This is a genomic window from Ideonella aquatica (genome assembly GCF_018069755.1).
Lineage (GTDB): Bacteria > Pseudomonadota > Gammaproteobacteria > Burkholderiales > Burkholderiaceae_C > Ideonella > Ideonella aquatica.
Window position 1 is genome coordinate 33,209 of record NZ_JAGQDE010000030.1, and the last position, 13,840, is coordinate 47,048.

Annotated in this window: 6 protein-coding genes and 1 pseudogene; 1 reads left to right on the top strand and 6 read right to left on the bottom strand. The window is 64.5% G+C overall.

Going from position 1 to position 13,840, the window contains the following annotated elements:
- Positions 1 to 9: 9 nt before the first annotated feature.
- The 6 genes from KAK06_RS21325 to KAK06_RS21395 all read right to left on the bottom strand — a co-directional run bounded on the left by KAK06_RS21325 (position 10) and on the right by KAK06_RS21395 (position 13,127).
- Positions 10 to 1,164, bottom strand: a complete 1,155-nt coding sequence (locus tag KAK06_RS21325; protein WP_210804182.1) for a GGDEF domain-containing protein — start codon at positions 1,162 to 1,164, stop codon at positions 10 to 12.
- Entirely contained in the window at positions 1,161 to 1,484 is a 324-nt protein-coding gene (locus KAK06_RS21330) for a hypothetical protein (RefSeq protein WP_210804183.1), read from the bottom strand. The genes KAK06_RS21325 and KAK06_RS21330 overlap by 4 nt, the downstream gene beginning before the upstream one ends.
- A 371-nt stretch (positions 1,485 to 1,855) precedes the next feature.
- Positions 1,856 to 3,091 carry an HlyD family type I secretion periplasmic adaptor subunit gene (locus tag KAK06_RS21335; protein ID WP_210804184.1) on the bottom strand — a complete coding sequence of 412 codons (1,236 nt, stop codon included), beginning with the start codon at positions 3,089 to 3,091 and terminating at the stop codon, positions 1,856 to 1,858.
- Between the two features lie 91 nt (positions 3,092 to 3,182).
- On the bottom strand, positions 3,183 to 10,478 hold the full coding sequence (locus KAK06_RS24310) for a calcium-binding protein (RefSeq protein ID WP_310741136.1): 7,296 nt from the start codon (positions 10,476 to 10,478) through the stop codon (positions 3,183 to 3,185).
- A gap of 3 nt (positions 10,479 to 10,481) precedes the next feature.
- On the bottom strand, positions 10,482 to 11,015 hold the full coding sequence (locus tag KAK06_RS21390; RefSeq protein WP_210804185.1) for a hypothetical protein: 534 nt from the start codon (positions 11,013 to 11,015) through the stop codon (positions 10,482 to 10,484).
- Positions 11,016 to 11,018: 3 nt separating this feature from the next.
- Positions 11,019 to 13,127 (bottom strand): peptidase domain-containing ABC transporter, encoded by a 2,109-nt coding sequence (locus KAK06_RS21395; protein WP_210804186.1) that lies wholly within the window; start codon positions 13,125 to 13,127, stop codon positions 11,019 to 11,021.
- A 278-nt stretch (positions 13,128 to 13,405) separates the two neighbouring features.
- On the opposite strand from KAK06_RS21395, the pseudogene KAK06_RS21400 reads away from it, so the two are divergent.
- A pseudogene (locus KAK06_RS21400) lies at positions 13,406 to 13,840 on the top strand (hypothetical protein); the annotation flags it as partial.

Sequence of the window (13,840 nt, forward strand, 5' to 3'; positions counted from 1 at the left end):
CAGCGGTGATCAACATGCGGCCGATTGAACCACAGCCCCGGCCGGGCTGCCGCGCAGGGCATTCAGCGCCCGCTCGGTGACGGTCTGGGCCTGGCTGTCGCCCGGCGCCACCAGGGCGCTGCCCACCCGCAGGTGCAGGCGCAGCGCCGGCAGCAGCGGCAGCAGGCGCATGGCTTCCACCGATTCCTGCAACCGCCGCACCACCACGTCCAGATCGGTCGTGCTGAGCTGGCCGTCCAGCACCGCCACCAGCGCCCCATCGGCGCCGCGCGCCAGCACATCGGTCTGGCGCAGCTCATGCGAGACCACCGCGGCGGCGCGGCGCAGCACATCGTCGGCCACCGCGGGGCCGCTTTGCGCGCGCAGCGCCGGCAGCGGCTCGATCACCAGCGTCAGCACCGCAAAGCGCCGGTGCTCACGCGACCAGCGGCTCCAGGCCTGGGCCAGCGCGCGCGCCAGGCCCTGGTCGTTGACCAGGCCGGTCAGGCCGTCGATCTGCGCCTGGCTGCGCAGCCGGCCCAGCGTGCCCCGCAGCAGCAGCGAGGCCAGCAGCGCGTTCAGCAGCGTCAGCACCGCCGTGCTCAGCAGGCCCAGCGCCAGCGTGGAGGCGTCGCCCAGGTGGGCCTCCATCGGCCAGTCCAGCCACAGGCCGCCCACCGCCCGCGCCAGCATCAGGGCCGCCAGACCGCTGGCCAGGGCCCAGATGGCGCGGCCGGCCGCCGGGCCCAGGCTGGTCAACACCGGCCGCAGGCAGGCCAGCGACAAGCGCCCCACCATCCAGGCCATCACCAGCAGCAGCACCGCGCCGCGCCAGGGGGCGGACTCGGCGTCCAGCCCCAGCACCGCGATCGCGCCCAGCGCCATGGCCACCAGCGGCAGCGGCGAGGCCATCGGCGGCAGGCGCAGCGCCTGCTGGATGCCGCGCCACAGCAGCAGCATCGCCCCCAGCACCAGCATGTCGGCCAGCGCGTGGGTCAACCAGTAGGGCAGCGGCCCGCGCCCGGCGATCAGCAGCAGCGCCAGCGCCAGCACGGCGTCGAAACGGGCCAGCTCACGCAGCGCCAGGCGCCGGCCCGTGGCGTTGCCCGCGGCCACCTGCCACACCGCCGCGAACAGCAGCAGCTGCAGCGCCGTGACCAGCCAGACGACCTGGGCGCCGCTCATTCGCGCCCCGCATCCGGCAGCGCGCCGTGGCCGGCCCGCAGGCCTTCGGCCAGCGCCGCCAGCTCATCGGCCGCGCCGGCCCCGCGGCGCAGCGTGACCAGCAGCTGCGCCGTCTCGCGCGCCTGAGTGCGCAGCAGCTGCGCAATGCGCCGCGTGGCCCCGGCCAGGTCGGCCAGCTGGCCCGGCACCGGGCTGTCCTCGTCGCCGATCAGCAGGCCTTCAATGTGGTGGGCGTCCTGGGCATGGCGTTCCTGCAGGCGATCGAAGGCCTGCGCGACGTCTTTCAACAGCGCATCCAGCAGTGCCTCTCGTTCGGACAAGCCCGGCCCCGGGTCCCAGCCCGCCCGGCGCAAGGCACGCGTGTAGCGGCCCGGCCCTGCGGGGTGTCCCTCTGCGTCGCCGGCACCTGGGCCGGACAACGACTCCCAGGACATGCCAACCCCTCCATGGATGAAACACGATGTTACTGGGAAGGCGGGGATGCTGCACTGGGGTGATGCGGTGAGGGGACGGGGAATGCGGAGGAGTTCACGGAGCAAACGACCAATCGGCCCATTGGCTGGCCGGGGCTACCGTCGAAACCGGCCTGCAGTCGACGCACTCTGTGCCCTGAGGAAAGGCACTCCATCGAGCCCGGCTTGGCCCGAAGTTCCCTGAAGTGGCCTCGACGAAGGCGACCAAGCGGGCGCTCTCAACGCTCCTGTGCTGCATCGTGACTGGCGGCCAGAACGGGCGACAGCAGATAAGACAGCAGTGTTCGCCGAGCCAAGACAATCTCGGCCTGCACTGCCATTCCGGCTCGCACCGGCATGCCTTCGCCTTGGGGTTGCGCCAACTGCACCTCGGCACGAAACCCCCGCTCAGTGCCATCGGACTGTGCCATGGAGACGTCAGGTGCAAGTCGGGTGACTCGACCGTCCAGCCAGCCGTGGCGCTGGAAAGGGAAAGCGGCCAACTTCACACGGGCGGCTTGCCCCACCTCAACCTGACCTACATCCGAATGCCCCAACCAGACCTCTGCCTTAAGTGCAACTGAAGCAGGCACCACGCTCATCACTGTTGTGCCCGAGGCCACCACCTGTCCTGGTCCGTTGACCAACATGTCCTTGACCACGCCGTCAACCGGCGCGACCAGGTCCAGTCGACCTCGGCGGGCTTCCGCATGGGCCAACGCCTGAACCAACTGCGGCTCCTGCGCTCGCAAGCTCTGCAACTCAGTGGCCGCTCGGGACTGAAATTCGCTACGCAGGGCATCCAAACGGACGCGGGCAGCATCCCGGGACGCGAGCAATGCGCCCACTCTCGCCCGCTGCGCGGCCTCCTCGTCGTTTCGAGCCGCCTGATCGCGTTGGCGCTCCGCCATGGAAAGCTGGCTGAAGAATCCGTCTGCGTGGAGTTGAGCAATGGCTGTCAACTGCTGTTGGCCTGCACGTGTCAGGCTGGCAAGGCGCTGTTCGTCCTGGACTGCAGTGCGCCATTCGGCGTCGGCTTGAATCCATCGGGCCGTGGCCTCGCGCCGAAGATCCCGTTGAGCCTCCCGTCGTGCCCGCATTTCCGACGCTGCGTGCCGCTCTGCCTCACGCCATATCGCAAGAGGCACGTCAGAAGGGACTCGCGACTCCGCCTGTTCATCTGCGGTAGCGTCGGCAGCAACCCTGTTGAGTTCGGCGGCCATGGCCAAATTGGCCACCAACGCGCGTTGTGCAGCCAGCAGATCCGTACCGGCCTGCTGGGCATCCAGCGCGAGCAAGACCTGACCCTCCTTGACCTGATCACCCTCCTGGACGAGCAGCTTGAGAACAGTGCCTGACTCCATGGACTGTACGGTGCGAACTGAAGCCGTTGGCCTGATATGGCCGGAGGCCACCGCAACAACGTCTGTTTCAACCATGGACGCCCAGGCCACGAGAAGGACACCCAAGGTCATGACCGTCCGTCCGACTCCGACAAAGCCCGGACGACAGTCATACACGCTGTCCCTGTCTGGAGCATTCATATGGGGTCAGCGCACGACGACGTCAGGCATTTGCGACTCCATAGAGCCATCGCCGCTGATTTCGATCATCCATCCAGACGGGTAGGCGTGGAATCTGAGGCTCATCCTCATCATCGGACAATGACTGAATCCAGGATGGCGCCTGATGAATGGCCGAGTTGACCCATTGGTTCGCCCAAGCCAATTCGAGAGTGCCAGGGCCCCCGGCAGCGATGACCATGCCATCGATTTCTGCGGCGCTGCTTGAGCTGCCATCGGCCCATTGAACCCATTCAACAGGGCGCTGCCCGGCGGCGAACCAGTCCTTGATGAGGACCTCAACTGGCGGCCCCTCTGTGCTGGTCGCCAGGATCATGAGGTGCTTCCCGGCCTGGTTGACAACGACGTTCTCGCGGTTGGAATGAAGGAACTGAACCATGTCGACGCCGCCCTGATCACCTGCGGACTCGACGATGAGATCTGCCCCACCACCTGGATCGATCAGATATCGGTCATCGCCGACTCCTCCCGTCAGCACATCATCGCCAGCGAAACCGCGAAGCGTATCGTTGCCTGCGACGCCCAAGAGGCGATTGGCCCCCTGGTTGCCCTCCAGCAGGTTATTTCGACTGTTGCCCGCACCATCCACGTCTGCATCACCGAGCAGCCGGAGGTTGTCGACATTCGCCGACAGCGCGCGGTTCAGGCCAAGCCAGGTCTCGACGCGATCAACGCCCTCGCCAGCCAACTCGACAATATCGTCTCCAGCCTCGGCGACGAAGACATCGTCTCCTGCCCCACCCACCAGGGTGTCCACCCCCAAGCCGCCATCCAGGGTATCGTCGCCTGCACCGCCTTCGAGTCGATTCGCACCTGCGTTCCCCTGCAATTCGTTCGACTCGGCGTTGCCGATACCCCTTGATGACAGACTGCCCGTCAGTTCAAGCCGCTCCACCCCCGTCGGCAGCAGGGCGACCTGGAGTGCCGATTGGACGCGATCACGGCCGCCCTGAAGTCCTGCCAATTCAATCGCTTGATCGTTAGCGTCATCGAGCACAAAGGTGTCGTCGCCGTCTCCGCCGATCAAAGTATCAGCGCCCAAGCCACCGTCCAAGGTGTCGGCTCCACCTCGCCCGTCCAACAGGTCTGCGCCTGCGTAGCCCACGATGCTGTCAGCGCTGGCATAGCCTGTGACGGTGTCGTTGCCGCTCCCGACCTTGTCCAGCAGAGCTTGCCGGACCTGCTGCACCGTCATGTCGCCGTCGGTACAGCGGAGCAGGTCCACCGCCCAATCGCCATCGCCGTCAGCAAGCAGGTAGTTCCGAAGTCGGACTTCGTCGGTGCGCCCCTTGATGCGAACGACCACATCATCACCTTGGCGGAGCACATCAATGTCTTGAAGACGAAGGCCTTGCAGCAGCAGGATGTCTGTCGATGTGGCTGAGCGGGAATCCAGGTTCTCCACCACATCCACGCCACCACCTACCGCAAATTTATAGGTGTCGTTGCCATCGCCAGCCCGGAGTAAGTCGTCGCCGACGCCACCATCCAGGGTGTCATCGTGGGTACCGCCGATCAGGCTGTCTCGCCCTGCGAGACCAATCAGTTCGCACTGGTGGGTCTCCACCGAAGCATCCACACGATTGTCGGCAGTGTTTCCCGTGAAATGGCGCGTACCAACATAGGGAGAACCTGAAGCGATCAGATGCTCTATGTTCGCAGGCAACGCATAGGTCGTGGCGAAGAAGATCACCGTGTCTATGCCCTGACCTGCGACCTCCACCAGGGCTGCATCCTCCCAGTCGAGGTGATAGGTGTCGTCGCCGGCGCCTCCAACAAGATTGTCGGCGCCTGCGCTGCCAATCAGGGTGTCGTTGCCGTCTTCACCCAGGAGTAGGTCATTTCCTTCCTCACCGAGAAGCGCATCGTTGCCTGCGCCGCCGCGCAGGGTGTCATGGCCATAGCCGCTGTCGTAGATGTCATCGGCTGCGCCGCCAGTCAGGCTGTCGTTGGCGTCGCCACTCCAGTGAATCAAGTCACGCAGAGCGAGGCGACTGCCATCCGCAAAGTTCAAGGTCTCAATGGTGGAGACCTTGTGCACCTCGCCATTGGGTGCAATAAAGTTCGAGAAGAAACTGCGCAACTCCAGCCGGTCGCCGCCCCCGAAGTCCACGACCAGCCCGTTCTTGGACGACACAGATAGCCGTACATCGGCGCGCGACATGCCTTCTCCGATGATCGCACTGGAGGACGGGAGATTTTGCCCCGAATGGTCAACATGCCCCGTGAACACATCCGTTCCATCGCCACGTCCAAAGTACACGGTGGCGCCTGCTGCCGCGTCCATCCGGTCGTTGCCCGCACCTGGTATCAGCACCTGCCCCTTGCCGGCCAGATCCCAACAAAGCAGCGTATCGTCGCCCGCCCCTCCCGCGAGCGTTGCGCCAGCGCCAATGCAGTCAAGTGTGTCATTGCCGCTGCCACCGTCAAGATGTTGACGGTCGCCCGCATAGCCCAGGAGCGTGTCATCTCCCTCGCCTCCCTGCAGAACGGCATCCGCACGCCCGCCCCAAACCTCGTCATCACCATCGCCACCGATGAGTAGACGTCCCCCACTCAGCGTGTCTGCACCGGCGCCACCGTTGAGCGTATCGAGGCTGTCAATGCTCGCCAAATGATCGTCGCCCAAGCCGCCCGTCAGCGAATCAGCGCCGACAAATCCCCACATCGAGTCATTGCCGTCGGTGCCCTGGTTCAGCCGTTGGATCATGTCGTCGATTGACCACTCCGTGCCGTCGTCGAAACGGATTCTGCGCAATGGGTTGGCCGTCGATCTTGGATCGTTCTGTACGGCAAAGTCCCGCACCAGCAGACTGTCCTCGCTGCCGACAAGATGTATCCGCAGGCCCTCGGGAGCCCACGCGTTATCGCTCTGACGCACCCTCTCAAGCCTCAGCTGCGATGCTGTGATGCCGGACCCCCATTGCAGGGTCACATCAGGGGCCGTTGTCCTGGAACCCACCAACTCGTCCTGACCGTCTCCGAGCGAGAACCGCACCGTCGCCACGACACCTTGTGCAAAGCCCGCACCACTGACATCGATCAGATCATTTCCCGCCCCACCAGTGACCATGCTGCGGCCCGTCCACACCGTCAGTACGTCGTCTCCTTCTCCACCGTCCAGCGTGTCATTGCCCATGCCTGAGCTGAGTCTGTCGTTGCCCAAACCGCCCAGCAGCAAATCGTTGTCGTCGTAGCCATCCAGGATGTCGTTGCCACGGTCACCGATCAGTACATCATCGCCATTGGAGCCACTGAGATAGTCATCGCCCCAGCCACCGTCCAGGGTGTCGTTGACGGCAAGGCCGTTGGCATCAACGCTGGTCCCGTACAGCGTGTCGTTTCCACCAGCGCCGAACAGGGCCTGGCTAATGCTGTCGCTCGTCGAGAAGCGAAACGAGGTGCTCACCTTGTCCTGCACCCAGTCGCGAACAAGGACCGTCTCGCCGCCGATCTCCAGCTGAAGGCTCGGCTTGCGGTAGGCGTAGTAGATCTCCAGCTTTTGGCCGGCCGAGCCGATGCCCAGGGTCAGACTGGTATCAAGCAAGTCGTCCTGCACCGTGACCGCGCCAGGGCAGCGGATCAGATCATCACCGCCCGTGTCGACCACGGACTCCCAATCGACAGCCACTGCTTCAGTGTCGGACTCGGACACGACTGGCAGCACAGCGTCGCCATTGGCGAGTGTCATCCGCTGGGAATGCGCCTGACCCTGCCGAGCGATGGTGGCGGCTGACTCTTCGGTGATGATGAAAATATCGCTGCCTGAGGCGCCGAACAGGCGGTCGAGCCCCTCGCCGCCATGGATCAGGTCGTTGCCCCATCCACCGATCAGTGTGTCGTCGCCATCGCCGCCGTGCAGTTCGTCGAAACCGAACAGGGTCGATACGGCGTTGGAGACCGTCTCGTCCTCACCGGCAAGCCAGTCAGCTCCAGCCCCGCCCCAGAGCGTGTCGGCACCGCCGCCGCCAAATAGCACATCGTCGCCGTCACCACCCTCCATCCAATCACTTCCGTGGCCTTGCGCGGCCAGTACTTCAGCGGCTGTATCGCCCCAGAGCACATCGTTGCCCGCGCCGCCCCAGAGCTGGTCGCTACCGCCCTCGCCCCAGAGTCGGTCATTGCCCAGGCCGCCCCTGAGCTGATCGTCGCCGTGGTACATCGCATCGAAGGCCAGCACCGGGTTCCTGACGGCGCCATCGTCACCGTAGAGCCGGTCATCGTGATCGCCGCCGTCCAGCATGTCGCCGGCGCCACCGCCCACCAGCGTGTCCAGCCCGACGCCGCCATCCAGGCGGTCGGCGCCGTGGTAGGTGGCGGCCAGTTGGCCCGCCCAATCATCCCCGCTGAGGCCGTCATTTCCCGCGCCACCGTACAGCAGGTCACCCTGTCCGCCACCCGTCAGGCCATCGTTGCCGTCGCCACCCATCAGCAGGTCCCGGCCATGTTGCGCCGCTGGTGAACCGATCAGGCTGCCGGGCTCCGCGTCGTCGATGCCGTCGCCCCACAGTCGATCGTCGCCGATGCCCCCGTCCAGGGTGTCGTCGCCACCACGACCCATCATGATGAACTCGTTGCCGCCGCCGCCCAGCAGGATATCGGCCCCCTCGCCGCCGTACAGGTCGTCATCACCTTCTCCCCCGTCCAGCAGGTTGGAGAAGGTATCGGCCACATAGGCTGTGTCCAGCCAGTAGTACACCACCGACACGCCCGCTGTCTGGATGCCGAGCTTGGACGAGGTGACCGTGCCGAAAGCCGCCGAATTGGCAGGTGCCGCCAGCCCAAAGGGCGTCTTGGTCACGCCCCAGGTGTCGCCTGCGATCCAGATCTGCTCACCACCGGGCGCTACGAAACGGTCCGTAGTCTTCTGCTGTCTGAAGATGGCTGTGCTGTGCGACGACATCAGGACATCATTGCCCGCGCCACCCCGCAAGGTGTCGGACCCGCGACCACCAGAGAGCCAGTCGTTGCCCAGACCACCGGTCAGCGAGTCGGCGCCAGAGCCGCCGTCCAGGGCGTCGTTGCCCTCAAGGCCGTTCATGTCCTCCGGCTCAGCCGTGCCTTCGATCACATCATGAAACCCCCTGTGCTCCTCGCCGTGCTCCAGATTGCCCGTCTTCGGGTCCCACCAGCACTCGCTCCATTGATAGACGTCGTCGATGATGTGTGCGCGCTGGTCGCCCCGGTACTTCGATGTCGGCGAATCAGGTAGCGTCGCCTCCTGCAGCCGCAGTCCGAAGCGCCCGGTCTGCCCCTGCTCGATCACAACCACCGAGCCTGCCAACGGGCTGGACGCCGAGAAACTGACAACCAGGTCGAAACGATCCGCAGAGATGGGAACCTTGGCAAACGTGACCGAGCGGTCCGCGCTGCGCCATAAGCCATCGGCCTGCCATTGCCCCACCGGCAGGGTCATCCCCTCCAGTACCAGCGTGCCGTTGTTGTCGGTGTCCGACACCACCTGGGTGCCGTCGCCCTTCATGACGAAGTAGTAGTCGGAACCGAGTCCACCACGCAGCAGATTGACGCCTGCGCCGCCGAACAGGTTGTCGCCACCTTCCCCGCCCAGCAGGATGTCGTTGCCGGCGCCGCCCTTAAGCAGGTCAACGCCGCCACCGCCTTCGAGCCAGTCCTGGCCGGCGGCGCCGTCCAGGGTGTCGGCGCCGGCTCCGCCGAACAGGGCGTCCTGGAGGTCACCCCCCTCGGCGGCATCCGCAAGGTCGCCGCCGAAGGTCGTGTACCGGACGGGCGCATCCGGGTCAGCGCCAACAACAAGAACACGCCCCTCCGCCCTGTCATCGAACCGACGGATGTCGATGTACACCTTTGGATCCAGGTTTGAGGAATCCCTTTGGTTCAGGAAGCCCCGCCAGTACAACCAACTGGCCCGCTCCGCCATCCATCGGTCGGTGAAGCTCAGGGCCAAGGGATCCGCCTGCCGACTGCGCAACTGCACGTCGTTCGCCCAAACTGCATAGAGATCCGCATGCACGGAGGACAGCACATTCGGGTCACCTCCCTTCTGCCACAGCTGAAATGCCATGCCCCAGGGCAAGGACAGAAATGCCGCGAAGTCCGTCTGCGCCCTATCCGCATCAAAGTTCACGGTCAGTGAGGTCTGACCATCCAAGGCTGACAGCGCGGTGGAGTTGGCGGTCCGCCCGAGGGCGGCATGCAATTCGTCCCGATGTGCTTTGCCAATGGGCAGCCGCCGTGTGTTGCCAGTCAGCAGATACTCCAGAGAGTCGACCAGACGCTCGTAGGACTCTGGCTCCAGGTGGCTGGAGGACCTCAGCATCACCTTGAAGGTGGCGGGGTTCACCGCATCGCTCAGCTTCTGGAGGACGTCACCATAGATCTCGGTGGAGTCGCTCATCACCTTCATGCTGTGATTGAACGACCATTCAAACTCACCCAATGCCAGACGCGTCTGGTCTTCGATACCCAGGTCTATCGCGTTTCCCGGTCGGCTATGGAGTCCTGCAATGGACAGCCAGGGCGGGCGACCGACCGACGCCTCGTCCGCCACCAAATTTGTCACATGACTCATGTCCGCGTCATTGGGAGCCGCACTGGCTCCCAGGGCCTTGAAGAAGGCCGTAATCCCGTCAGATGTCCCGAACCCCGGCGCGTTGATCGCCATGGTTTGACGCACCTGGCCATGAAACAGGGTGTCAAAGGCCATCGCCAAATGCCCGCCAAGGCTATGACCCGTTACATCCACCAAAGGCTCGCTGGCCAGCGCACTGTGCAGTTGACCCGTGGCCGCCACCTTCGGTGCGCTTACCAGGTAATAGTCTTGGTTGAGCGGAATGAAGCCTGGCGCTATCAAAGAGAATATGTGCATCCCGCCCGGCGGGGGCGGCAGACCCTTGATGACACTCTTGATTTGAAATTGCGGCACCAGCAGCCCCTCCAAACTCGACTCGCGCTGCCACCAGTTGTACAACGAGACTATTTGAGAGAGGGCTGCACCTCCTTTTTCCAAAATGAAATCATCGAGGTAGTCAAGAGGCTCCAACGTACCACGAATGGCTACCGTCAGCCTTCCAACATCCTCACCTTGCGCGCGCTTGTAGACAGTGACTTCAAGTCCCGCATTCAGATCGGAATAAGTCTGCAACGCCAAACTCTGGTTTCCTGTTACCCAATCAACCTGCCCAATCGCAAGCCCCGCCACCCGTAGAGAATTCTTGTCTATGGATCCTTTCACAATCTGATCGGAATAAGCGGCAGCAGCCAATAGCGCCAACTCTTGATTGAAATATGTAGAATTCATGTTCTATCCCCCCCTCATGAAAATAGCATCAAATAGTTGTCCATCGGTTGGCCCACAGGCGTGTGACGAGAAATGATCCACAACAATAAAATCACCACCACTTCGGCCATAGCCAATTGCTCGCGCCAATATTTCACCCGTACGGGAAAGAACAATCTCAGTGGTAAATTTTGTGACCTGTGGAGAGCCATCGCGAATAATCTCCTCCACCCAAGTCATGTAATAAACATCACCTGCCACATACTCACTCTTGCTGCCAGCAGGGAACTGCGGCTTTAGCGGCACATATGGTCCTAGAGGCCCAATCCGCCCCGGATCCGGTGGAACCCTTTCAGTAACGAGAATTTGAAGCATGGGTTCGTTCTCGCACCATTGGTCAATCTTCCTGTCCCAGTACGCTTTCATGACCTCGCCATGGAGCCGCCAAGCAAGCAACATGACCACGAGCGCCAGGAACGGATGCCTCGCCATCCAGCGCAGAAGGCCCATAACGCCAGTCTTGATGCCTGCAAACGCCAAAGTCGTCGAGATCTTCATCAATCAATCTCCTCCACGATTCGAATCACTGCCGTCAGGATTCAATCGCACAACCCTATCGGGTTTCAGTCCAACGGGAACCTGATGCGCCACGAACAGGATGGTGACTTGACCCTTCAGCGCATTCAGCGTGGCCGCCACCTCGGCCGCAGCCGCCGCATCCAGGGCGCTCGTCGACTCGTCCAGGATCAGCACGCGCGGCCGGCGCAGCAGCGCACGGGCAATGACCAGGCGCTGGCGCTGACCGCCTGACAGGCCGGTCCCGCGCTCGCCCAAGCGGGTTTGATAGCCCTGCGGCAATTGCTCGATGACTGTGTGGATGCCGGCCAGTTGGGCGGCCACGGTGATGTCTTCGAAGCGGGCGTGGGGCGCGCCCATCTGGAGGTTGTCGAGCACCGTGCCGGCAAACAGCACGGCGTCCTGGGGCACGACGGCGAAGGCTTGTCGCCACTGGTTGACCGGAACATGCCGCTGGTCCATGCCGTCCAGCAGGATTTGGCCTTCGGACGGCCGAGCCAGGCCGAGCAGTAGGTGGATCAGCGTGCTCTTGCCGGACCCGGAACTGCCGGTCAGCAGGACCATGTGTCCGGCGGCGACTTGCAGATTCCATTGTTTGAACAGCCAGTGACCGCCATCGTGGTGACGGAAGGCCAGATCCTTGACGGCCAGCGCGGCGGGCCCTCCGGGCGATGGTGGGCGTCTTGGCAGGAGTTCAGACACCTCGGCCGGCACGGTCATGAGCTCACCCAGCCGGTCAACGGACACGCGAATCTGCTGGAAGTCGGCCCACAGGCCCACCAAGCGTGACACCGGTTGTTGGAACCGATGGGACATCAGCTGAAACGCCACCAACATGCCCACGGTGAAGCCGGGCTGGTGCATCACGATCCAGGCGCCGCCCATCAGGATGGCCGCCGATGTCCATTGCTCAATCAAGCTGGCCGACGATTGCAGCGTGTTCGTCAGTTGCCGGCTGCGCAGCGCTGAGCGAAGGTAGTCATCCAGTTGATCTCGGTATTGCTGGTCCAGCAGCGGTTCCAACTGCAGGCATTTGACGGTCTCAATGGCTCCCAAACGCTCGGTCACGAACGCCTGGTTTCGCGCACCCGCCTGAAAGACTGCCAGATTGCGTTGGCGCAGAGGGCGTGCCGCCAGCGCACCCAAGGTGGCCAGCAACAGGGTGGACAGCAAGACCAGGGCGGCCAATGGCGGGCTGTACCAAAACATCATGGCCAGCGCCATCAGCATGAAAGGCGTGTCCACCACCAGGCTCAGCGACGCCCCGGAGATGAACTCGCGCAGCGGCTCAACCGCCTGCATCCTGGCAGCCACCACGCCCAGCGGGCGGCGAAGCAGGAACGGCAGAGGGAGCCGCGACACCTGCTGCCATACCGAGTTGCCCAGCTCCGCGTCTATGCGCGTACCGGCCAGCAGCAGCAGTCCCTGGCGGGACCAACTCAGCAGTGACTGAAAGACCGCCACGCCCAGCAGCAGGATACCGACGGCCCACCAGGTGCTGGTGGAGCCGTGAACCACGACCTTGTCGATGACGACCTGCGCCAGCAAAGGGCTCACCAGTCCCAGGACCTGCAGGACCAGGGACGCAGCAAGGATGTCCCGACCCAAGAGGCGTTGGCGCCACACCGCCTGGCCGATCCAGCGCCAACCGAAGCTGGGCTGAGTGGGCGCCGCGTCCGGATCGACCGGTTGGCATCCTGGGGCAGACACCCGCCAGCATCGTGTTCCGGCGCGCGCCGTCAGGTCGGACCATCGGCACGGCGCGGGTGGGCGCTCGCCGTACAGGTTCAGTTGCAGCGCCGGACCGGCAGCGTCGTCGGCCAGATCTCCCGCTGAGGGGCCCAGGGGCTGGACGATGCCCGGAATCAGCCCCATACGATCACGCTCAGGCCCTGTGGGACTGCACAGAACCAACAGCGTGTCGCCGGGTCGCAAGGGTGCAGGGGGCGACTCCTGGATGGACCCTGCGCCGAAGGGTTGGATGTCGAGGCCCAGCTCGGCCATCAGCGACAGCAGTTGTCGTTGGCTGACTTGTCCAACCAGCACGCTGGACAGCAAATGCTGATCGAAGGCCCGGCCATGCAACTGGGCCATCGAGCCTATGGCCCACAGGCATTCTCGGGCGCCCAGGCAAGGCGCTGGCTTGCGCCCCTTGCCGCCCCGCAGGAAGCCCAGGGGTCGGTCACGCAAGGCAGTGGATGTCCACGAGGTCATGGGATGGAGAAGCGGGTGTGTCTCTGGTCAGGGCAGAGCCAGCGAATGTCGGCCGTCGTTCTTCATGCGCAGCCACCATGTAGAGTGATTGCCTGCGTGCCGCCGGTCCATCCCCCTTAAGAGGGTGTCGTCGAACAAGGCCCGCGGTACCTCCACCGATGAGCAAATCCCTCTACACCCTCCTCGGCATCCCCCCCGACGCCACCGCCGACACGATCCGCCAGGCCTACGAGCAGCAGGCGGCGGCGGCGCAGGACGAGGTGCGCCGGATGGCGGTGAAGGAGGCCTGGCTGACGCTGGGGCATCCGGGCCGGCGGGCGGCGTATGACGCGCGGCAGCGCGAGCAGCGCCACCGCGAGATGCAGCGCCACACCGGCGCGGGCGCTGTGCAGGGCGCTGACCGGGCGGCGTCGCCGCTGACCTGGCTGTTGCTGGGCGGGTTGATCGCGGTGGCCGCGATGGCGGGCTGGCGCTACTGGCAGGGCCGCGCGGCGGCGCGGGCATCTGCCGCGGCGGCTGCGGCTGCAGCGCCGGTGGAGGGGCCGACCGCCGCGGCACCCGCGGCCGCTGCGCTGCCGCCACCGGCCGCCGCG